22 protein-coding genes are annotated in these 21540 nt (G+C 65.5%); 14 read left to right on the forward strand and 8 right to left on the reverse strand.

Annotated elements, in window-relative coordinates; all coding sequences use genetic code 11:
* The first annotated feature begins 361 nt into the window (after positions 1–361).
* The 9 genes from ccoN to AB2M62_RS06240 all read left to right on the forward strand — a co-directional run bounded on the left by ccoN (position 362) and on the right by AB2M62_RS06240 (position 8847).
* Positions 362–2026 (forward strand): cytochrome-c oxidase, cbb3-type subunit I, encoded by a 1665-nt coding sequence (ccoN, locus tag AB2M62_RS06200; RefSeq protein ID WP_404339831.1) that lies wholly within the window; start codon positions 362–364, stop codon positions 2024–2026.
* A gap of 10 nt (positions 2027–2036) precedes the next feature.
* Entirely contained in the window at positions 2037–2768 is a 732-nt protein-coding gene (ccoO, locus tag AB2M62_RS06205) for a cytochrome-c oxidase, cbb3-type subunit II (RefSeq protein ID WP_404338530.1), read from the forward strand.
* Entirely contained in the window at positions 2765–2926 is a 162-nt protein-coding gene (locus tag AB2M62_RS06210; protein ID WP_404338532.1) for a cbb3-type cytochrome oxidase subunit 3, read from the forward strand. The genes ccoO and AB2M62_RS06210 overlap by 4 nt, the downstream gene beginning before the upstream one ends.
* Positions 2919–3857, forward strand: coding sequence for a cytochrome-c oxidase, cbb3-type subunit III (ccoP, locus tag AB2M62_RS06215; RefSeq protein ID WP_404338533.1), 939 nt, complete (start codon positions 2919–2921; stop codon positions 3855–3857). The genes AB2M62_RS06210 and ccoP overlap by 8 nt, the downstream gene beginning before the upstream one ends.
* Positions 3844–5382, forward strand: coding sequence for a 4Fe-4S dicluster domain-containing protein (locus AB2M62_RS06220; protein ID WP_404338535.1), 1539 nt, complete (start codon positions 3844–3846; stop codon positions 5380–5382). The genes ccoP and AB2M62_RS06220 overlap by 14 nt, the downstream gene beginning before the upstream one ends.
* Positions 5379–5819, forward strand: coding sequence for a FixH family protein (locus AB2M62_RS06225; protein ID WP_404338537.1), 441 nt, complete (start codon positions 5379–5381; stop codon positions 5817–5819). Before AB2M62_RS06220 ends, AB2M62_RS06225 begins: the two co-directional genes overlap by 4 nt.
* Positions 5816–7918, forward strand: coding sequence for a heavy metal translocating P-type ATPase (locus AB2M62_RS06230; RefSeq protein ID WP_404338539.1), 2103 nt, complete (start codon positions 5816–5818; stop codon positions 7916–7918). Before AB2M62_RS06225 ends, AB2M62_RS06230 begins: the two co-directional genes overlap by 4 nt.
* The gene (ccoS, locus tag AB2M62_RS06235; protein ID WP_404338541.1) at positions 7915–8064 is read left to right on the forward strand and encodes a cbb3-type cytochrome oxidase assembly protein CcoS; all 150 of its coding nucleotides are present in this window, start codon (positions 7915–7917) and stop codon (positions 8062–8064) included. Before AB2M62_RS06230 ends, ccoS begins: the two co-directional genes overlap by 4 nt.
* A gap of 240 nt (positions 8065–8304) precedes the next feature.
* Positions 8305–8847, forward strand: coding sequence for an ECF-type sigma factor (locus tag AB2M62_RS06240; protein ID WP_404338543.1), 543 nt, complete (start codon positions 8305–8307; stop codon positions 8845–8847).
* 13 nt (positions 8848–8860) lie between these two features.
* On the opposite strand, the gene AB2M62_RS06245 is transcribed toward AB2M62_RS06240, so the two are convergent.
* Entirely contained in the window at positions 8861–11008 is a 2148-nt protein-coding gene (locus AB2M62_RS06245; protein WP_404338545.1) for a protein kinase, read from the reverse strand.
* Here AB2M62_RS06245 and AB2M62_RS06250 point away from each other — a divergent pair.
* The 3 genes from AB2M62_RS06250 (at position 10958) to AB2M62_RS06260 (ending at position 13062) form a co-directional block, all read left to right on the forward strand.
* Positions 10958–11827 carry a hypothetical protein gene (locus AB2M62_RS06250; RefSeq protein ID WP_404338547.1) on the forward strand — a complete coding sequence of 290 codons (870 nt, stop codon included), beginning with the start codon at positions 10958–10960 and terminating at the stop codon, positions 11825–11827. The genes AB2M62_RS06245 and AB2M62_RS06250 overlap by 51 nt on opposite strands.
* Positions 11828–11965: 138 nt before the next feature.
* Positions 11966–12397, forward strand: coding sequence for a hypothetical protein (locus AB2M62_RS06255; RefSeq protein WP_404338549.1), 432 nt, complete (start codon positions 11966–11968; stop codon positions 12395–12397).
* Positions 12394–13062, forward strand: a complete 669-nt coding sequence (locus AB2M62_RS06260; protein WP_404338551.1) for an AprI/Inh family metalloprotease inhibitor — start codon at positions 12394–12396, stop codon at positions 13060–13062. The genes AB2M62_RS06255 and AB2M62_RS06260 overlap by 4 nt, the downstream gene beginning before the upstream one ends.
* A 35-nt stretch (positions 13063–13097) precedes the next feature.
* Here AB2M62_RS06260 and AB2M62_RS06265 read toward each other — a convergent pair whose 3' ends face one another.
* Positions 13098–14132 (reverse strand): OmpA family protein, encoded by a 1035-nt coding sequence (locus AB2M62_RS06265; RefSeq protein WP_404338553.1) that lies wholly within the window; start codon positions 14130–14132, stop codon positions 13098–13100.
* A gap of 603 nt (positions 14133–14735) precedes the next feature.
* Here AB2M62_RS06265 and AB2M62_RS06270 point away from each other — a divergent pair.
* A complete protein-coding gene (locus tag AB2M62_RS06270) occupies positions 14736–14963 on the forward strand; it encodes a hypothetical protein (RefSeq protein ID WP_404338555.1) in 228 nt (75 codons plus the stop codon).
* 19 nt (positions 14964–14982) lie between these two features.
* Here AB2M62_RS06270 and AB2M62_RS06275 read toward each other — a convergent pair whose 3' ends face one another.
* The 6 genes from AB2M62_RS06275 to AB2M62_RS06300 all read right to left on the reverse strand — a co-directional run bounded on the left by AB2M62_RS06275 (position 14983) and on the right by AB2M62_RS06300 (position 21182).
* Positions 14983–15318, reverse strand: a complete 336-nt coding sequence (locus AB2M62_RS06275; RefSeq protein WP_404338557.1) for a PilZ domain-containing protein — start codon at positions 15316–15318, stop codon at positions 14983–14985.
* Positions 15315–16082 (reverse strand): PP2C family protein-serine/threonine phosphatase, encoded by a 768-nt coding sequence (locus AB2M62_RS06280; RefSeq protein WP_404338559.1) that lies wholly within the window; start codon positions 16080–16082, stop codon positions 15315–15317. The genes AB2M62_RS06275 and AB2M62_RS06280 overlap by 4 nt, the downstream gene beginning before the upstream one ends.
* Positions 16079–17068, reverse strand: coding sequence for a type VI secretion system-associated FHA domain protein (locus AB2M62_RS06285; protein ID WP_404338561.1), 990 nt, complete (start codon positions 17066–17068; stop codon positions 16079–16081). Before AB2M62_RS06285 ends, AB2M62_RS06280 begins: the two co-directional genes overlap by 4 nt.
* 10 nt (positions 17069–17078) lie before the next feature.
* Positions 17079–18701 carry a protein kinase gene (locus AB2M62_RS06290; RefSeq protein ID WP_404338563.1) on the reverse strand — a complete coding sequence of 541 codons (1623 nt, stop codon included), beginning with the start codon at positions 18699–18701 and terminating at the stop codon, positions 17079–17081.
* 121 nt (positions 18702–18822) lie between these two features.
* Positions 18823–19563: a LysM peptidoglycan-binding domain-containing protein gene (locus tag AB2M62_RS06295; RefSeq protein WP_404338565.1), complete on the reverse strand. Its 741-nt coding sequence runs from the start codon at positions 19561–19563 to the stop codon at positions 18823–18825.
* A complete protein-coding gene (locus AB2M62_RS06300; RefSeq protein WP_404338567.1) occupies positions 19560–21182 on the reverse strand; it encodes a putative bifunctional diguanylate cyclase/phosphodiesterase in 1623 nt (540 codons plus the stop codon). Before AB2M62_RS06300 ends, AB2M62_RS06295 begins: the two co-directional genes overlap by 4 nt.
* A 185-nt stretch (positions 21183–21367) precedes the next feature.
* Here AB2M62_RS06300 and AB2M62_RS06305 point away from each other — a divergent pair, with 185 nt between their 5' ends.
* Positions 21368–21535 (forward strand): hypothetical protein, encoded by a 168-nt coding sequence (locus tag AB2M62_RS06305; RefSeq protein WP_404338569.1) that lies wholly within the window; start codon positions 21368–21370, stop codon positions 21533–21535.
* The last annotated feature ends 5 nt before the right edge of the window (positions 21536–21540 follow it).

Raw genomic sequence — 21540 nt, forward strand, 5'->3', positions numbered from 1 at the left:
ATACGCGTTCCGCTGAGATGTCCGACGACTCTTTGATCTTGGACAAATCCAGTACGCTCGCAAGGTGCGATGAGCCGTCGACCTGGCGGACAATCCTGTTTCGTCAGCGCGTGGGTGGGACCTATGCCGATCGGCGGATTTGCTGCGATTTTCGCACTTTTGGTCGCGACTACGCGCGTTTCGGCCATGTGGCAGCGGCTGCGTGCCAAAACCGTCATGCGCGGGGCAGGGCGGTTGTCAGTTTCTCTTGGCCAACGCAGCGATCCGTTTCGTCTGCTCGGCTGGCGGTCCCGAGGCCCAGCGGCAATTCTCGCCGAGTCGGCTCGCATCGCCCCCTCCTATTCAACGAGGCATGTCATCCATGGATAATGTCGTGACCAGCGCCGGGGGCTGGTTGCTGCTCGGTATCGTCGCGCTGCTCGCGGCGGCAGCAACCGCCGATGCCGGTTTCGCCATCCACATGAGTATTTTCGCGCTCGCCGCGATCGCCGCGGGCTTCATCGCGATGCGTGGGCTGAACGTCACCGCTGCGCTCAATCCCGCGGACGAAGGCGCGGGCTCGCGCTATTATGACGACGTCATCCGCTGGGGCGTGATCGCTACGCTGTTCTGGGGCGTGGTCGGCTTCCTCGTCGGCGTGGTGATCGCCACCCAGCTGGTCTTCCCCCCGCTCAACCTCGGCGAATATCTGAACTTCGGGCGCATCCGGCCGCTGCACACCTCGGCGGTGATCTTTGCGTTCGGGGGCAATGCCCTGATCTGCTCGAGCTTCTATGTCGTCCAGCGCACCTGCCGCGCGCGGCTCGCCTTTCCCGCGCTCGCCCGCTTCGTGTTCTGGGGATACCAGCTGTTCATCGTGCTGGCGGCGACCGGCTATGTCCTCGGCATCACCCAGTCGAAGGAATATGCCGAGCCCGAATGGTATATCGACATTTGGCTGACGATCGTCTGGGTGTCCTACCTGGTCGTCTTCGCCGGCACCGTGATCCGCCGCGCCGAACCGCATATCTACGTCGCCAACTGGTTCTATCTGTCGTTCATCCTGACGATCGCGATGCTCCACATCGTCAACAATCTGGCGATGCCGGTCGGGCTGCTCAGCTCCAAATCCTATTCGGCCTTTTCCGGCGTCCAGGATGCGCTGACTCAGTGGTGGTACGGGCATAACGCCGTCGGCTTCTTCCTCACCGCCGGCTTCCTGGCGATGATGTATTACTTCGTGCCCAAGCAGGCCGAGCGGCCGATCTACAGCTATCGGCTGTCGATCCTCCATTTCTGGTCGCTGATCTTCCTCTATATCTGGGCCGGCCCGCACCACCTTCACTACACCGCGCTGCCCGATTGGGCGCAGACGCTGGGGATGGTCTTCTCGATCATGCTGTGGATGCCGAGCTGGGGCGGCATGATCAACGGGCTGATGACGCTCAACGGCGCGTGGGACAAGATCCGCACCGATCCGATCATCCGCATGATGGTGTTTGCGCTCGCCTTTTACGGCATGGCGACCTTCGAGGGGCCGATGCTCTCGATCAAGAGCGTCAACTCGCTGAGCCATTATACCGAGTGGACGATCGGGCACGTGCACAGCGGCGCGCTCGGCTGGAACGGGATGATCACCTTCGGCGCGCTCTACTATATGGCGCCGCGGCTGTGGGGACGCGAGCGGCTCTATTCGCTGCGCATGGTCAACTGGCACTTCTGGCTCGCGACGCTGGGGATCGTGCTCTACGCCTCGGCATTGTGGGTGGCCGGGATCACCCAGGGGCTGATGTGGCGCGAATACGGCGAGGACGGCTATCTCGTCTATGCCTTCGCCGAAGTCGTCGCCGCGATGAAGCCCTATTACCTCATCCGCGTGATCGGTGGTCTGTTCTACCTCGCCGGCTCGCTGATCATGGTCTGGAACATCTGGATGACCATTCGCGGTAAGATCCGCGTCGAGGCGCCGATGTCCACCGCTCCCTACGACCCTGCGAAGGACCGCCCGCTCGTGCCCGCCACGAACGCGCCGGTCGCCGCCGAATAAGGAAATCGGAATGGCTTCGCTCATCGATCACAAGAAGATCGAACGCAATGTCACCCTGCTCGGCGCGCTCGCACTGGTCACGGTGGCGATCGGCGGGATCGTGGAGATCGCGCCCCTGTTCTGGATCGACTCCACCGTCGAGAAGGTGGAGGGGATGCGCCCCTACACCCCGCTGGAGCAGGCCGGGCGCGACATCTATGTCCGTGAGGGCTGCTATAATTGCCACAGCCAGATGATCCGTCCATTCCGCGACGAGGTCGAGCGCTACGGGCATTACAGCCTCGCCGCCGAGAGCATGTACGATCACCCCTTCCAATGGGGCTCGAAGCGCACCGGACCCGACCTTGCGCGCGTCGGCGGGCGCTATTCGGACGAATGGCAGGTCCAGCACCTCAAAGACCCGCGCTCGGTAGTCGGCGAGTCGATCATGCCGGGTTATGCGTTCCTCGCCGATCACGATCTCTCGACCGATGATGCCAGCCAGCGCCTGACTGCGCTCAGCCGGGTCGGCGTGCCCTATAGCAAGGACGACATCGCCAAAGCCGGGCAGGACATGATCGACCAGGCCACGCCCGGCTTCGACGCGTCCGATCTCGCCCGGCGCTATCCCAAGGCGCAGGCGCGCGACTTCGACGGCAATCCGGGCCGAGTCACCGAGATGGACGCGCTCGTCGCCTATCTCCAGATGCTCGGCACGCTGGTCGATCACCGCGCTGCCGAGCCGCAGGAGCAGCCGCGATGATCTACGAAACCCTGCGTCACTTCGCCGACAGCTGGGGGCTCGTCTTCATGAGCGTGACCTTCCTGGTGCTGACCGGCTGGGCCTTTCGCCGCGGCGCGCGTGCCCATCACGACGCTGCCGCCCGCATGATCTTCGACGAGGAAAAAATCGATGGCTGAGCGGCGCATCGACGACAAGACCGGCACCCCCACGGTCGGCCACGAATGGGACGGCATCGAGGAACTCGACACGCCGATGCCGCGCTGGTGGCTCTACACCTTCTACGCGACGATCGTGTTCGCGCTGGGCTATGTCATTGCCTTCCCGGCCTGGCCGATGCTGCACGGCGCGACCCAGGGCGCGTTGCACTGGTCGAGCCGCGGCCAATATGACGAGACCGTCCGCGCCGAGGGCGCGCGACGCAGCGCGGTCCGCGCCGAGCTGGCGCGCATCCCGATTGAGCGGCTCCCGGAGAATTCGAAGCTGTTCGACGCGGCGGTCGCCGGTGGCGCCTCGGCGTTCAAGGTCCATTGCGTCCAGTGCCACGGCTCGGGCGCGGCGGGATCGAAAGGCTATCCCAACCTAAACGACGATGACTGGCTGTGGGGCGGCGACCTCAAGGCGATCGTCGCGACGATCACCAACGGCATCCGCCAGCCCGGCAATGACCAGACTCGCATGTCGCTGATGCCCGCCTTCGGCCGCGACCAGCTGCTCAAGCCCGAAGAGATCCAGGACGTGGTCAGCTTCGTCCGGGTCGCCTCGCATCAGGAGGCGCCGAGCCAATCCGCCCGCCGCGGCGCGTCCATATTCGCCACCAATTGCTCGGTCTGCCACGGCAACGATGCCAAGGGCGGCCGCCAGGTCGGCGCGCCCAACCTCACCGATCCGATCTGGCTCTATGGCGGCAGCCGCGACGCGATCACCCAGACCGTGGTCAATGCCCATGCCGGGGTGATGCCGGCCTGGGGCACGCGTCTCGATCCGGTGACGATCAAGATGCTCGCCGCCTATGTCCATTCGCTCGGCGGCGGCGAGGCGCTCGTGCCCGAAGCGGCACCCGCCAGCGGCGAACCGGCTGCGGCCCCGGCGTCCCATGGCAAGCCCTGAAACCCTGACCGCGCCCAAGCTGTTCGAGGCACGCCGGAAAGTCTTCCCCAAGGCAATTCGCGGCACGTATCGCAACCTCAAATGGGCGGTCATGGCGGTGACGCTGGCGATCTATTACGTCACGCCCTGGCTGCGCTGGGACCGGGGCCCCTATGCCCCGGACCAGGCGGTGCTGGTCGACATTGCCAATCGCCGCTTCTTCATGTTCTCGATCGAAATCTGGCCGCACGAATTCTATTACGTCGCCGGACTGCTGATCATGGCGGCGATCGGGCTGTTCCTGGTCACGTCGTCCGTCGGGCGCGCCTGGTGCGGCTATGCTTGCCCGCAAACCGTGTGGACCGATCTGTTCCTCCATGTCGAGCGCGCGATCGACGGCGATCGCAATGCCCAGATACGGCTGCAAAAAGCGCCGCTCGGCCTGGCCAAAATCGTAAAGCGGGTGACCAAGCACAGTATCTGGCTGGCGATCGCCGTGGTGACCGGCGGCGCCTGGGTGTTCTATTTCGCCGATGCCCCCACGCTGGCGCGGCAGATCGCGACCGGGCGGGCGCCCGGCGTCGCCTATGCCACGATAGCGGTGCTGACCTTCACCACCTATGTGCTCGGCGGGCTGATGCGCGAGCAATTCTGCATCTATGCCTGTCCCTGGCCGCGCATCCAGGGGGCGATGCTCGACGAGAAGTCGTTGCTCGTCACCTATAAATACTGGCGTGGCGAACCGCGCAGCCACGGGCTCAAGCGCGCCGCCCCCGCAGTGCGCGCGGCGGAGAGCGACAGGGGCGCTGAGCCGCAGCCTGGTCTCGTCTCGCTGGCCGCGCTCGCCGCCGACCCCGAAAACGCTTCGCGCATCGGCGACTGCATCGATTGCAATGCGTGCGTCGCGGTCTGCCCCACCGGCATCGATATTCGCGATGGCGCGCAGATCGGCTGCATCACCTGCGGGCTGTGCATCGATGCCTGTGACGAGATCATGGATCGGATCGATCGCCCGCGCCGGCTGATCGGCTATTCGACCATCGCCGACGAAATGGCGGCAGGCGAGGGCCGGGCGCCCGAGCATCCGATGAAGCGGCTCTTCCGCCCCCGCGCGATCGCTTACTTTCTGCTCTGGGCGTCGATCGGTCTCGCCATGCTGTTCGCGCTAGGCACCCGCAGCCGGCTCGATCTTTCGGTCAGTCAGAACCGCAACCCGGTGTTCGTCCGGCTCTCCGACGGCAGCATCCGCAACAATTTCACGGTCAAGGTTCGCAACATGCAGAGCCGCCCGCGCGACGTCGAAGTATCGATCTCGGGCCTGCCCGGCGCGGCGCTCTGGTCCGAAGAGGGGCAGCGCGAGAGTGCGGGCACCAGCATCCGGCTCAACGTCCCCGCCGATCAGGTGTCCAAGCTGCGATTGTTCGTCGCGGCGCCGGGGCAGGGGCCGGTGCGCAGCGACGTCAGCTTCCGCGTCCGGGCGCTCGATCGCGAAGGCGGCGAAGACAGCCATCCCAGCCATTTCGAACGCCCGGAGACAGGCCAATGACGCAGCGTTTCACAGGCTGGCACATGTTCGGCATCCTCGTCGGGATGTTCGGAATTATCATCGCGGTCAATTTCGTGATGGCGCGCGCCGCGATCCGCACCTTTGGCGGCACCGTGGTCGACAATTCCTATGTCGCCAGCCAGCATTATAATCGCTGGCTTGCCGAGGCGCGGGCGCAAAAGGCACTGGGCTGGACTGCGACAACCAGTCTCGATCCCGCCCGTCATGTCGCGATCGCGAGCAACGCGCCGGCGAACGCCCTCGTTACCGCCACGGTCCACCACCCGCTCGGCCGCGAAGCCGATCGGGGATTGACCTTCGTTCACAAGGACGGCCGCTTCCTCTCGTCCGCACCTATCCCGCAGGGGCGCTGGCAGCTGCGCATCACAGTGCAGGGCGGCGGCCATGTCGCCCGCTTTGAAGAAGACTTGCAATGAACGCCGTCACCACGCTCAGCGTGCCCGGTATTCACTGCGCCGGCTGCATCTCGAAGATTGAACGAGAGCTGGGCCGCGCGGACGGCGTCATCGATGCGCGGGTGAATTTCACATCGAAGCGCGTCCGCGTCACCCATGTCGACAGCGTCGTCGCCGAAGCATTGCGCGTCGAACTCGAACGCATCGGTTTCGCGGCGCATCCGTTTCTGGGCGAAGCGGAGGGGAGCGCCAATCAGGAGACCAGGGCGCTGGTCAAATATCTCGCCGTCGCCGGCTTTGCCGCGATGAACGTGATGCTCCTCTCGGTGTCGGTCTGGTCCGGGGCCGAGGGCGCGACGCGCCAGCTGTTCCACTGGCTTTCGGCGCTGATCGCGCTCCCCGCAGTGGCCTATGCCGGTCAGCCCTTTTTCCGCAGCGCCGCCCGCGCGCTGCGCCACGGCCGCACCAATATGGACGTGCCGATCTCGATCGGCGTGGCGCTGGCCTGCGCCTCCAGCCTGTATGAAGTGATCGTATGGGGCCGCCACGCCTATTTCGACGGCGCAGTGATGCTGCTGTTCTTCCTCCTCGCCGGGCGCGTGCTGGATAGCGTAATGCGCGCGCGGGCGCAGGACGGGGTTGCCGCCTTGCTCCGCCAGACCCCGCCGGGCGCCTATGTGCTTGCCGCCGACGGCAGCCAGCAATGGCGCACTGCCCAGGAGCTCGCGCCCGGGATGCGGCTGCTGGTCGCGGCGGGCGAGCGGCTCGCGGCGGACGGGGTGATCGAGGCCGGCAGTAGCAGCGTCGATAGCGCGCTCGTCACCGGCGAAAGCGTGCCCGAAACGGTCTTGCCGGGAGCCCGCGTGCTGGCGGGCACGATCAATCTCGATGCGCCGCTCACCGTGAAGGTCACCGCAGCCGGCGAAAACACCGCGATCGCCGACATTGCCCGGCTGATGGAGGCCGCGGGCGGCGCGAAGTCGCGCTATATGCGCATCGCCGATCGCGCCGCGCGCATCTATGCCCCCGCGGTGCACAGCCTGGCCGCGGCCAGCTTTGGCTTCTGGATGTTCGCCGGGGCAGGGCTGCACCAGTCGGTGACCATCGCCGTCGCGGTGCTGATCATTACCTGCCCGTGCGCGCTCGGGCTCGCGGTCCCGGTCGCGCAGGTGGTCGCCTCGGGAGCGCTGATGCGCCGCGGGGTGCTGATCAAAGACGGCTCCGCGCTCGAACGACTCGCCGAGGCGGACCTCGTGCTGCTCGACAAGACCGGGACGCTCACCTGTGGACGGCCCGAGCTGGTGGGCATCCTGCAACTGACCAGCGAAGAGCGCGGGGTTGCGCTGGCGCTGGCCGGAGCGAGCCGCCATCCGCTAGCGCTCGCGCTTGCCCGGGCGATCGACGTCGGGAGCACCAGCCCAGCGGCGTTGGGCGATATCCGTGAAGTCGCCGGCCAGGGTGTCGAGGGCAGGTTCCAGGGCCGTGTCGCGCGCCTGGGCCGGCCTGATTGGGTCGGCGTGCCCGCGGGGACTGCGATGGCCTCGGCGTTCGTGCTCGAACCCGGTTCACCCCACCTCCTCGAATTCCGCGATGCGCTTCGTACCGATGCGCCCGACGCGATCAATCGGCTGCATGGGCTCGGACTGTCTTCCCGCATCCTTTCCGGCGACCGCCCCGAAGTCGTAGCGCAGGTCGCCGCCACCCTCGGGATCAACGGCGAGGCCGGGCTCAGCCCACAGGCCAAGTTCGCGCGGATCGAGCAGCTGGTTGGCGAGGGGCGTTTTCCGTTGATGGTCGGCGACGGCCTCAACGATGGACCTGCGCTCAAGGCTGCGCATGTCTCGATTGCGCCCGCCTCGGCCAGCGACGTCGGGCAAACCGCCGCCGACTTGCTGTTTCTCGGCGATGATCTGGTCGCGATCCCGATCGCCGTCGCCGCTGCGCGCCGCACGATGCGTGTCGTGCGGCAGAATTTCGTACTCGCGATCGGCTATAATCTCCTTGCGGTGCCGCTGGCGATGCTCGGCATGGTCACCCCGCTGATCGCGGCGTTGGCGATGTCGGGCTCGTCGATATTGGTCGTGCTCAACGCCCTGCGCCTCAAGAGCATCGCGCGATGAACGGGCTCGTCTTTCTGATCCCCGTCGCGCTGTTCCTCGGGCTTGCCGGGCTCGGCGCCTTTTTCTGGTCGGTCCGCTCGGGCCAGTACGACGACATGGACGGCGCGGCGATGCGGATCCTCCTCGACGACGACGAGGAGAAGTGATGCGGACCCGCTTGTTCGTCACGGCCCTCTATCCGCTCACGCTGGTCGCTACGCAGATACCGGCCAGGGGCGCGCACTTGCGCTGGTGCGGCTCCACCGAGCCGACCCGGCACGAGCCCCAGGCGCCGCTGTGCCATGCGATGCTCGTCTGCGACCGGAAGCGTGCCATTTAACCCATAGTTTCGCATTTGTGATGGCAAGCGCAGATGATAGGCTGCATCGCGAAACGGGGGCGTAGACATGGCCACAATCCCAGTCCAGCCAGAGACCATCCAGTCTTCGGAGATGTTGGTTCGGCGGCTCTATGACGAACTTCACCTGATCGCCCGGCGCGAGCATCGCCGCGCGGGCAGCCCCATGACGCTTCAGCCGACGGCGCTGGTCGGGGAAGTCTATCTGAAGATCCAGCATCGCGGCGATTGGCAGAGCAAGTCGCACTTTCTCGGCTGTGCAGCGACGGCGATGCGCCATGTCCTGGTCGATGCGGCGCGTGCGCGCCTCTCTGCAAAGCGTAGCGGCCAGCGTGAGAGCTTGACCGGTGCTCTCGCGGAAATCGCCAGCGGCGGCGGAGAAGACGAGGAGCTTGTGCGGCTGGGCGAGGCTTTGGCCGAACTTGCCCGGCACGATCCGCTGCTCGCCAAGCTCGTCGATTGCCGCTTCTTCGTCGGGCTAGACGAGGTCGAGACCGCCGAAGTGCTCGGCATCACCGATCGCACCGTGCGCCGCTGGTGGGTCCGGGCGCGCGCGTGGATCTACGATCAGATGCGCACGCCCGCGCTGTAGGGGCACCCCGGATTCAGGGGATCGCGGCGATGCGGGTGTCGATCTTCGCGATTGCCTGCAGGCCATAGGCGCCGGCCGGGCCCATCGCCGCGAATCCTGCCCGCGCACGGGCGGCTGCGGCCGCCGCCGCCGGCTTGTTGCCCTGTTTCAGCGCCACGATCGCTTCGGTCAAGGCGAGCTGCGGGATCAGCGGATTGGGATTGGGCATGGCGACGATCGTCGGCCGGGTCTCGGCGAGCTGCTTTGCCGCCGCATCGGTTTCGCCGAGTTCCGCCAGGCTTTGGGTAAGGGAGAGGTTGAGGATGAGCACCGGCAGGGCGCGGTCGCCCAGGAAGCGGATGGCCAGCGGGCGCGCCTCGAGCAGCGAGACGCGCGCCTCGGCAAAGCGAGTGGCCGCCATCTGTGCCTTGGCGAGCTGGGTCAGGTCGATCGCCAGGCCCATCGTGTCGCCATAAAGCTTGCGCCGCCGCGCGACGACGCTGGCGAAAACGCGCTCGGCGCCCTGGGCGTCCCCCTGGCGCAACCGCACCGCGCCGCGCAGCTGGTCGATCCCCAGCCCCTGCATCGTGTCGCGCTGGCCTGGACGATCCAGCGCATGATCGACGCGCGCGAACACCGCACTGGCCTCGTCGAGGCGGTTGGCCTCGATCAGATAGACCAGCAGGTTATTGTACATGGTCAGCATCGCGCTGTCGTTTTCGGCAAGTGTGCGCTCGGCATTGGGCAGATTGTCGGTCAGCAACTTGATCGCGGTCGGATAGTCACCCTTGCGACGCGCCATGGCGGCGCGCGTTCGTATGATCTGCTGAAGATCCGCGCCGTTGCGCTCAGGATCCTTGACGAGCACGCCTTGCGCCGAGGCTAACAATCGATCGACACTATCCAGATCGCCCAGTGCGAGCGCGGAATCGGCGAGGTTGGCCTGCATCTTCGCGGTCACTTCCGCGCTTTCGCTGCCAATTCCGCGCGCGAGCGCGCTCTTGAGCAAATCGTGGCTGCCCTTGGCGTCCTGCAGGTTGACGTAGAGATCGCTCAGCGCATTGACCGCCGTGCCCGAGCGCGCGCTGCGGTCGAGCGTGGCGAGCATCCGCAGCGCGGATTCGTCGAGTGTTTGCTTCAGTGTCAGATCGCGCGACAGGCCTGTTTGCCCAAACATCAGCGTGAGCGTCTGGACGATCGCGTCCGATCGCCGAGCTTCGGCCAGGGCATTGTCACGCTCGAGCGCGGTACGTTTGGCCTGGAAGGCGATACCGACGGCGCCGCCGATCAAGGCGGCTACGACTGCGGCCACCGCGAGAATGCTCCAGCGATTGCGGCGGAGATAACGGCCAAAGCGATAGCGTCGGGACCCTTCGCGGGCGCGGACCGGCAACGAGGCTTCGAAGCGTTCGATGTCTTCGGCGAGTTCGGGCACCGAACCATATCGCGCCGCGGGATCCTTGCGCAGCGCCTTGAGCACGATCGCGTCAAGATCGCCGCGAATTCGGGATGGTGCGATCGCCCCTTCCTGTTTCGCCGCGGTGCGGCTGGGTGGTGCCGGGTCTTCCTGGGCAACGCGACGGACGAGCATCGAGAGCGTGCCGCCTTCGCCGCTCCAGGGCGTTGCGCCCGCGAGCAACTCGTAGAGGATCACGCCGAGCGCATGGATATCAGTGGCCACCGTGACCACGCCGTTGCCCAGTTGCTCCGGCGCGGCATAATCGGGCGTCATCAGCGCCCCCGTGGTCGCTGCAGCCTCGCCGCTTTCTTCGATCAGTTTGGCGATGCCGAAGTCGAGCAACTGCGCTCGGCCGCGCGCGTCGATCAGGATATTTGAAGGCTTGAGATCGCGGTGCACGATCAGATTGGCATGCGCGAAAGCGACCGCTTCGCAAATGTCGCGAAAGGCGCGCAGCCGGGTTTCGAGCGGAGGCCGCTCGGTCCTGACCCACTGATCGATCGGCTGGCCTTCGATAAATGCCATCGCCATCCAAGGACGGCCCTCGGGCGTGACACCGCCGTCGATCAACCGGGCAATGCCAGGATGATCGAGCCGCGCCAGCATGCGCCGCTCGCGCGCGAACAAGGCCTCGTTGGGCACTGCGTCTATTCGTAGCAATTTCAATGCAACGTGCTGCTCGAACCCGACATCTGCGCGATGCGCACGATAGACCTCGCCCATGCCGCCGCGGCCGACGAAATGCTCGATCTCGAAGCCACCGATCCGACGACCTGGTGCCAGGGAAGCCCGCACGACCGGCTCGGCATCTTCAAGAGGGGGACCCGGGGCGTCCAGGATGCCCCGCCTTGTCGAGGCATCCAAGAGCGCGGCTACGCGCTCGGCGATCGCTGGAGGAAGCGTGGCGAGGGCGGCGTGGCGCGCATCCGTAGCAAGCGGCTCCAGCACATCGAACGCGTCGAGGACCTGTGCCAGATCCGGCTCATAACCTGCCTGCATATTTCCCCCTCATTCCACGCGACGGAGGATATCTGCACAAATGGACATATCCGAGCGAAATTTTCGCCGACTGTCCGTTTCCTCGCGATGCCTCCGTTTCTCTTTGCGAACACAGGAGGGAGGGCGATCATGCAGGCGAGGATTTGGATGCTAGTGGGAGCGCTGCTTGTCGCAATGCCGGCTGTTGGGCAGGTCGTGGTGCTGAACGGGAAATCCTCGATTGGGTCGGATTCAAACTCCGGCAGGCTGTTGACCATCGTTTCGGCCAACTCGGGCGGGATCCGCGTATCGATCAAGACCGATCCGGCGGTGGCGCTGATTTGCGACGAGAAGCCGGTGACCACTTGCTCGGCTTGGGTGAAGCAAGGCGAGCGGATCACGGTCTCGCTGCGCCGACCCGATTCCCCACGCACGCCACCTGGCCAGGGTCTCCCGCCCACCGTGGCCGAATGGGGCAGGGGTTGCCAGGGCACGATCAGCGGCGGTGATTGCCTCGTTGCCATGCGGGAGAGCCGGAGCGTCTCGGTAGATTGGTCGAAGTGACTGTCCTCAAGTGGCAAGGGAACGCCGGCATGATGAAAATGGGGATCCAGTCGTTGAGCGCGGGTGGGTTGTTGCTGCTCGTGGCGTGTGGGGGCGCTGCATCAGGCACTAAGGATCCGGGGACCAAAGCGGCCGCGCATGCGTCTAGCGGGTGGAATTCCACTCGATGCTTGCGCGACGCTGGGCGAGGAAGCTGCAGCCAAACTGGTTGGCTCGGCGGTGACGTCTTCGGAACTGACGACGAAGGTCGAAGGTACCGATAGCTCCGCGGCCTTCTCGATGTGTACCTTCAGCTATGCCAATGGTGCAAAGCTCGCGTTGCTTACGCGAGAGGCCCCCAGCGGAGATGCCAGCACCGAGGCGATCGAGGCCGCACGTACCTCCGGCGGCACGATGTCGCCTGCCACCGATGTGCCGGGGCTCGGCAAGGCGGCGATGTGGAGCGATACGTTGAAAGGGCTCCAGGTCTTCCTCGACGACAAGCGCTATCTCTCGATCAATTTCTACGGCCTGCCCGGTGGCGCAGACGGCAAGGCGCAGGCGATCGCCGTAGCGAAGAAGCTGCTGTGAGGCATGGGCTGCTACTCGCCGCCGCGCTCGTCGCGCCGCTCCCCGCATCGGCGCAGATCGATCACGAAATCATCGACGCGATGGTCGGTCCTTGGACGCTGCTGCCGACCGATGGTCGACCGGGGTGTTCGATCGAATTTAGGCGCGACAGGATCGGCGGCGCCATGCGTGCGTTACTCGGCGCCACCTGCAAATTGACGATCCCGGCAGCGGCCAGAGTCACCGGCTGGAAGCTCGACGATGGCGATACCCTGCTCGTCGATACCAAGGGTGCCGTACAGATTCGCTTCGTCGAGGATGAGACGGCGCTGCTCAGCAGCCCGGATCTAATCGCACCCCAATATTATCTGATCCCGCGCGTTTCAGGCTATGATCATCTTCCGCAGGCGCGTGAGCTGGTCGGCAGCTGGCAAATCGCTCAGCGAGGAAAGCATGCCTGCCAGATCACCCTTGGGCAGGTGACCCAAACCCCTGACGGGACGACCGGCCCCGTAAAGGCCAGCCCATCCTGCGGCGCAGGTTCGATCCCCGCGAGGCTCACAAGCTGGAGCCGCGAGGATCTGAAGATCATGCTCTGGGGACCGAACGACCTGCTTCTGGCCTTCGAACCCACCGGCACGACCGCCTATGTCGCCGATCCAGGGACTTGGAGCCTATCGCGCTGAGGGCGGCGCCTGCCGGTCTCTGTCTCAGCCTCTCCTCAGCGCTTTACCAATTCTACGCGGCGGTTCTGCGCCTTGCCGTCTTCGCTGGCGTTGTCCGCGACAGGCTTGGTCTGGCCATAGCCTTTGGCGGTCAGGCGATCGATCGCGATGCCCTGCGAGATCAGCGCGCCGAGCACGGCGCTGGCACGGCCCGTGGAGAGTTGCTGGTTATGTGCAGCCGTGCCCGAATTGTCGGTATGGCCTTGCACTTCGAGCTTCAGAGCGGGATTGGCGTTGAGCAGCTTGACAATCTCGGCGAGGGTCGGTTGCGAGTTCGGCTTGATCGCCGTCTTGTCGGTATCGAAGTTGATGTAGAGCGCAATATGGCCCTGTGCGTCGAGCGCGGCCTTCATCGCCTCGGCATCGAGCATCTTGGCCTTCATCTCCAGCGGCTTCTTCTCGACGATCGTCAGCCAGTAGCTATCGTCCTCGTCCTGCCAGCGCTTCCATACCTCGACCCAGATCGCGCCGCCGCCGGGCGTGCGCACCATATAGACGCCGCCCTTCTCGCTTTCGAAGTTGTAGAGACCGCGGTGACGGTTCTCGCTAAACTTCAGCTTTGCATCGACGATCTCCTTGCCGCTGCCCTCCCACACCGTGACGCCGCCCAGATCATGGACGAGCTTCTCATAGGTCTTTTCCGCCTGGAAGATCGACGCGCCCTTGCCGATCGCGCGCATCGTGTAGAGCCGCCCCTCGATCGGGATCAGTTTCTTACCGTCGAAGAACTCGTAGCGATCATAGGCGACGTCGCGCTGGAGCTCGCGCGAGCTGTCGCCGGCGCCGTTCTTGAGCGAAAGCGGTTCATAGCCGTCCATCATGCTGAAATACGGCCATGCCCCAGTTGGCGCGTCGCCTATCGGCATGCTTGCCGGATCAAAGCCGGCGGCGGTAACTGCAGCGGCAACGGCGTTGCCGGGTTCGGGCAAATTGGCGACTTTGGCTGCGTTTTCGGCAGCATCGCCATTCGTGATCGCGTTCGTCGCAGCGTCGGGCTGAGAGGTGCAGGCGGCCAGCACCAAACTCGCCAACGGCCCGCTCCAGCGTGCGGCCCAGGAATTTCGCTGAGAACCGCTCACTCGCATTACCGCGTCTCCCCTGACTGCTCGGAGGGGAAGACGGGTAATCGCGACAAAATCGGACATTCGGGCCGATTTCTGCGGCACGATATTTCGGCCAGTCCTGTCCGGTTTGGTGCGTTGCTCTCGTCTATCGCGGCAATGGCATGCCCGGCCGGGTACGGCGGGTTGGAACGGGAGAAGCGAAATGCGAGGTGGGATTGCGATCTGCATGGCGGCAAGCCTGGCACTCGGCGGCTGTGGTGGCGGCAAGGCCGGAACGGGCGGCAGCGAAACGGCCGTGGCGAGCGGCGGAGCTAGCGACGCGCTTGATCCGTGCAGCTTGCTCACCGGCGACGAAGTCACAGCGATCACGACCGACAAGGTCGTCCGGCTCGAACGTCAGGAAACGACGACGTGCATCTATCGCAGCGAACCCGATGATGGTGCCCAGGTCACCATCTTGGCGAGCGGGGGGGCGAAGCAGATGGAGACGGTGCATAACAGCGCCAAGCTTCTCGCCGGGATGGGGGAGCGGTTGCCGACAAGGGAGGCGCTGGCGCCGATGTCGCCAATATGCTCAAGCGGGACAATTCGGCGGCCCCCAAGCTGGGCGACGAGGCCATGTGGGGTGCCAACGATACGCTATCGGTCCGCAAGGGCGATGCGTTCGTCGAAGTGACGCCGCCGCTCATGCACGATCCGGCCAACCATTCCGGCTACCCACTGGTCCGGAAGGAGGAGAAGCGCGCCATCGCCCAGGCGATCGCCACCAAAGTGCTAGAGAGGCTCGCTGCCCGATAGTGGTGCAGGCGGCCTGCTCTTATCGGCGGTTGCAGGCTTGGGCGACGACGCGATCAAGAACGGAAGGATGAAGCGCGCTGGCAAAATGCAGCCCTAGCATCCCGTTTCGCCGCCAGCGAACCTCGCAGCCGATCGGAGCCAGGCCCGGGATCGTCAGCACGAGATGCCTTCCCGGCTCGACGTCGAAATGGCATTCGACCCGGCAGCCCGATGCGGAAAGGTCCAGTAGATCGACCTTCCGCCGGCCGACGCTGCTGCTGCCCAGCGTGATGTCCATCGACAAGGCGACGCGGGATTGCTTGCGGCCTTCCTGGTGGAGCGGGCGGAAGACGCTCTGCGGATCGTGGTAGCTCATGACTCTGAAGCCTCCGATGCGCTGGCGGTGTCGATCTCGATCACGACGAGGCTGATATTGTCCGACCCGTCCAGGCGAAGCGCGTCGCTCAGTAAGGCATCTGCGTGCTCGCCGATCTCCGTGTTGGCAGCGACCTTCTGCTCCGCAAGGGTTCGCGAAAGTCCGTCGGAACATAGGAGAAGCCGCTCACCGGCCTTGAGTTCGATAAGTGCCGAGGCGATTTCGATGTCGGCCTGGACGCCGAGCGCCCGGGTGATGACATGGGCCTTGGGGTGCCGTGCCGCCTGCGCTTCGCTGATTGCGCCGGCATCCAGCAATTCCTGGACCAAACTGTGGTCGCGCGTCGCCAGCCGCCGGGCGCCGCCCGACTCGACATAGGCGCGGCTGTCGCCAGCCCAGAATACCGTCGCACGATCACCATCGATGTGGAGTGCCACGATAGTGGAGCCGATGGTCGAGTTGGCCTGCCTGCCGCGCTCGAGAATTTCTCGGTTTGCTCCAATCAGCGCATCCAGGATCTTCGCGGCGCAAATCGGCGCGGGGCCCGTCGCGACCCGGCGCAGTGACGCGATTGCGATTTCCGCCGCGACATCGCCCCCCCGGTGACCGCCCATGCCATCGGCAATTGCCCACAGGCTGCGCTCCGGGCAATCGAGGATGCGGTCTTCGTTGATCCGACGGACATGGCCGACATGCGTGCGCGACACCGACTGGTATCCGCCCTCGATCAGTTCCGCGGAAAGCGGGATGCAGGCCGGCTTCATTCGCCTTGCTCCGACGCGGCATAGGCATGGACGAATGCGCGTTCGAGCGACCCGTCGGCGCCGTCGAGCTGACGCCGCAGATCGGCATGCCGGGCGTGCGCCTCTTGCAACTGCAGTGCCTGGCGGCTCCTGAGCAGCGTCGCCTTGCCCGTGGCGGCCTCGAGCTTGTCGGGATCAAAGCTGTCGACCGCTTCGCGCAACGATGCCTGCAGGCCTGCGAAGGTCGCGATCAGGTGGCGCTTCACTTCGGTCAGCGAATGGCTGATCGCGTCCGGTCCGGAAAGGAAGCCGCCGACATCCGAGAGCAGAAGGTCAATCGCGAGACGCTGGGTCGGCGCCCATTTGAATGGATTGTTGCCGGTTCCACCGATTGTCGTGCGTGCCAGATTATAGCGCCGTCGCGCATGCTCCCGCTCGACCATGAGGTCGGCAATGCCGAGCACCATCTGGCGATAGACAGCGCCTGCTTGCTCCATCACCCGGGTGGGATCGTCGCCCGAGAGCATGGAGGCGTCCAGCCCGGCACCGCGGCAGAATGCCTCGAGCAGCGATTCGTCCAGCGCGGGGGCATGCGGCTGCGCATCCGCCCAATCCGAAGGCACAGCAGTCGACGGGCCGATTGGCGGCGTCAGCACCATCGTGCGATTGGCATCGCGCTCGCCATCGTCGAACAGCGCCCTTGTCGCCGCCAACCGGAAACGCCCCATGCGAAAGGTGAAGGGCACCGGCACGGGCACGTCGATCAGGTCGGGCAGGCGCTCGCCGGTCGTATCGTCGAAGACGCCGTTGGTCCCCATCGCGCGTAGGATCAGGCCGTCCAGCGACGCGACGACTTCGCAATGCTCGCGCGACAACGCACGATCGGGATCGGCGATCGGCCAGTCGCACTTGGTGTCGCGCCCGATCGTGATCGCACCGTCGCGCAGAAGGCGCGCGTCGATCGGCTGGGCGGAGCCGTCGAGATCGAAGAGCTGAAGCATGTACATGAATTGGTTCTCAGGCGGCCTGCCGGGCGGGCAACTGGATGCAGGTGGCGTCGAGCGGCGGTGCAGCGTCGTGCACGGCATCGCTCCGGCGGGTTTCAAGCGTTCCCGCGAGCCGGTTGAACGCATCGAACAATGCGCCGAATTCGTCGCGCCGGCGGTGCGAGATGCGCAGCGCAAACCCGGTCTCGCCGGCCTGGTCGAGCGAACGCTGGAGGCGCCGCAGCGGCTTTGCCACCCGGGCGCCGCTCAGATAGCCGACGATCAGCACGACCAGCATCACCAGCGCGGCGAGCGCAATCAGCAGCATGCGTGCATTCGCGGCGGCTGCATCGAGCGCGGCGCGCGGCACCAGCATATCGATCCTGCCGAACTCGGCGCCGGCATATCGGATGGGGCGAACGAACCGCAGCGCATGCTTGGCCGCAACATTGGTGACCGGCTGGGCGCCAGCGTCGCTCAGCAACGGCTCGCCGCCCGGCGTGCGATAAGGCTTACCGATCCGGGCGCCGTCGCTTGCAGCGCGAACGATGCCGTCGGCGTCGGAAACGACAATGTCGCGCACCCCGCCTTCCTGGCCCGCCGCGGCGACGAAGGCCTGGAGCGACGCCCAGTCCTGCTGGTCGGCCGGCAGCCCGGCATTGTCGGCGAGCAGCACCGCCGCATTCTTGCTCACAAAGGTCGCGATCGTCTCGCCCGAGGTAATGGCCATATGCTCGAGCGCGCGCTGCTGTCGCGAAAGCACTGCCGATATGCTCAGCACCAAGGCAACGAGCGTAATCGCGACGAGCGCGAGCGGCAGCTTGATACGGATCGAGAGCCCGCGGCGTGCCACGGTGTCGTCAGCGGCCAGCGCGGCAACCTCGCGGCGCAGCGCGTCGGACAGTTGCGCGCCGGTGGCGAAGCGCTGCTCGGGCTTCTTCGCGAGCAGCTTGTCGATAATCTGGCGCAGCCCGGGCGGGCAATCGGCGGCATTGCGTTCGATCGGCGCCGCCTTGTCCTGCGCGATCTGGATCGCCAGCGTGGCGAGTCCGGCGGCGTCGAAGGCGACGTTGCCGGTGACCATCTCGTAAAGCACTGCCCCAAGCGAGAACAGGTCGGAACGCTGGTCGACCGGCAATCCCAGGCATTGCTCCGGACTCATATAGCGTGGCGTACCGATCATCTGCCCGGCCATCGTCCGTGCGAGTTGACGCTCGTTCGCGTTGGGCTCGCTCTCGCCGATCCGCGCGACGCCGAAGTCGAGCAGCTTGGCGGTGCGCCCGTCGGGCGAGATCAGGATGTTCGAGGGCTTGACGTCGCGATGGACGATCCCGCGGGCATGCGCGAAGGCCAGCGCGTCGCTAAGCTGCAGCGCGAGCGCCAATACGCGTTCGAAGGGCATGCGGCCTTGGGATTGCAGCGCGCTGTCGAGCGGGCGGCCCTCGACCAGCTCCATCGCGATATAGGGGACACCGTCGACTTCGCCGACATCGAAGATCGTCGCGATGTGCGGATGGTTGAGCGCGCCGGCGGCGCGGGCTTCGCGCAGGAAGCGCGCGCTTAACTCGGGATCACGCCGATAGTCGGGTTTGAGTGCCTTGATCGCGACGGTGCGGCCGATGTCCGGATCCAGTGCCCGGAACACATCAGCCATCGCGCCTTCGCCGAGGCGCCCTTCAATCTTGTAACGGCCAAGCTGTTGCATATGCCCTTCCGACCCCCGCCGGCTGAAATCGACCCTAAGGGGATAGGGCTTAAGGAATTGTGGACAGGCGTTATTTCCGCGCACGTACCGTCGCGGCGATGCGCTGGGCGCGCTGGAGATCGCGCGCGATCAGCGCATTGCCGGGATCGAGCGCCTGGGCCCGCCGCAGGAGTAGGACGGCATCCCCGACTGCGCCGCGATTGAGCGCCGCAAGACCCTGGGCGCGAACGCGTTGCGCCGCTGCCGGATTTACCGTGGATTTTGGCGCGGCGGGCTTGGGTGCGGCTACCGCGGGCTTGACGCTGGGCTTGACCGCGGCGGGCGGGGTGGCGCGCGCAGGGCGGTCGGGCACCGGCTGCGGCTTGGGTCGCGGCGGTGCTCCGGGGATGCGCAGGGTCTGGCCGGCAACGAGGCGCACCGGCGTCGGCAACTGGTTATAGCGCGCAAGCTGATAGGCCTTGAGCCGGTTGCCCAGCAGATGCTCGGCAATGTCCTCGATCGTCTCGTCGGTACGCACCGCATAGGGATAATTGTTGGGGCCTAACAGTTCTTGCGGGTCCTTGCTCGCCGATTGCGAGAGCAATAGCAGGTTCGGGTTCATCGGCTCGCGGCGGAGCAGCGCCTTGAGCTGCTTCTCCGCTCCGCGCTTGTCCCCTTCGAGCAAGCTCTTCTGGACGGCGTCGATCTCGCCTGCGTTCACCGCAGGCGCAGCGGGGCCTGCGGTCACGTTCGGCGCGGAACCGTGTGAACAGGCCGCAAGCGCCAGTGCGGCGAAGAGCACCGGGGCGAGCCGAGAGAGGCGTCGGATCATGGGGCGAACCTTTGTGCGAGAAGCTGTTGGCCGTGCCGCGCGTCGATTTCGAGCGCGGCGCCGAGGGTGGGGGCGTCGCCGACAAAGGCGACGAAGCCGGCCGCGTCGAGCGGACGGGCGAAGTAATAGCCCTGGAATTCGTGACAGCCATGCTGGCGAAGCCATGCATATTCCTCGCGGCGTTCGACGCCTTCGGCGAGCACGCGAACGCCGAGCCCGCGCGCCAGCGCGATCATGCTCTGGCAGATCGCCTGGCTGTCGCGCCGCTGCTCGACATCGGTAACAAACTCACGATCGATCTTAATCTTGTCGAAGCCCAGGGTGCGCAGCGCCGAGAAACTCGAAAAGCCGGTGCCGAAATCGTCGATCGCGATGCTGACGCCGCGATCCCGCAACCCTGCGAACACGTGGTTGGCACGTTCAAGATCACCGGCGGCCTGCGATTCGGTGAGTTCGAGCTCGAGCGCTTTGGGTGGAAGTGCATGCGCCGCGAGCGTGCGGTGGATTCGCATCGGGAAGTCGCTGCTTTCCAATTGGCGCGCCGAGACGTTGACTGCCACCGTCATCGCTCCGAGGCCAAGCGCCCGCCAATGGCGCGCCTGCCGGCAGGAAGCGTTGAGTACCCAGAGTCCGACTTCGTCGATCAGGCCGAATTGCTCAAGCAAAGGTATGAACAGCGCGGGCGAGACCATGCCGCGCGTCGGGCAGTTCCAGCGAAGCAAGGCTTCAGCGCCGCACGCCCGCCTTTGGGCCACATCGATTTGGGGTTGAAAGCGTAGCTCGAATTCGCCGCGGGAAAGCGCACCGCGCAAATCCTGTTCAAGTGCGTAGCGCGAACGCTCGGCCTCGCCGGTTTCATGGTCGATTCGCTGGATTTGCGGCGCGCCGGCGGCAATCGAGCCGGACGCTGCGAGCAAGCGGGCGAGCGCGGCCTGTGGGCTGTCATCAGCGCAATCGAACCGGGCGTGATGGACGCGGGGCGGCGCGACCAGCCCGAACGCACGGTCGAGAGGCTCGTTCAACGCGTAGCCGATCGCGGTCAATTGTTGTTCCGCTTCGTCCGCTGCCAGCGCTGGCCCAAACCAGAGCGCAAAATGGGAGCGGTCGACATGCGCGAATAGACGATCCTCACCGATCATTCGCGCAACCCGCTCCGCGAGAATCCTAAGCCCGCGATCGGCAAGATCCGGATCGAAGGCGCAGAGCCGGTCGAAATCGGCGAAGGCGATCACGCTCAGGGTCCCGCGCTTGTCCTGCTCCATACGGGTCAAAAGCGGTTCACGAGTTGGCAGCCCCGTGACGCCGTGCCGCTGCGGCAGCCGGGATTCGAACCCGCGCGCGCGTGTTTCCAGCTCCGCCACTGCGTCGGACAGCCCGGTCCAGGCCGAACGAAACCAGCGCGATTGCGCAGCGCCGCCGAGGCGAGAGGCAAGCCCTTGCGTTCGGCGCTCGTCGTGCAGCAGCAGCATCGATGCGGCTAGCGCGAACAGGACCGGGACTATCAAGGCGCCGACACCGCCAAGAAACAGGGCGACGCACGACAGCGACGCGCCGACCAGCGCAAACACGCGCCGATTCGGCACCCATCGTCCAATCTCGAAGATCGCACCCAGGCGCATGCCGCAATGCCTAAGCGTCAACTCATACGAACCCGTAAACATGCGGAGAAAAAGCAAAACTTGGCGCCGCGCTGCCGTGTTGCGTGGCTAGAGGAGGCCGGTGGATCGGTCACTGTCGAGCGGCGAAGCGGATTGTAGCGGACGGGCTTTTTGACAAAGCGACCACAGTCCGCACCTAATGCGGCATGTCGAATTCATCTGAGGACCTCGAGCAGCTCGCGCAGTTGCTCGCGGGATACCGTAATATCGAACTTTCGAACGATCTCGTGCCAGGCGTGGCGGAGGTCTTGCGGGTGCTGAAGGCGCATGCCGATCGCGTCGAAAGCCTTGCCTGTCGGGAAGATCGCGGGTGATGCGC

Origin of the sequence: Sphingomonas sp. MMS12-HWE2-04, assembly GCF_044881185.1 — a bacterium.
In the GTDB taxonomy this organism is placed as follows: Bacteria; Pseudomonadota; Alphaproteobacteria; order Sphingomonadales; family Sphingomonadaceae; genus Sphingomonas.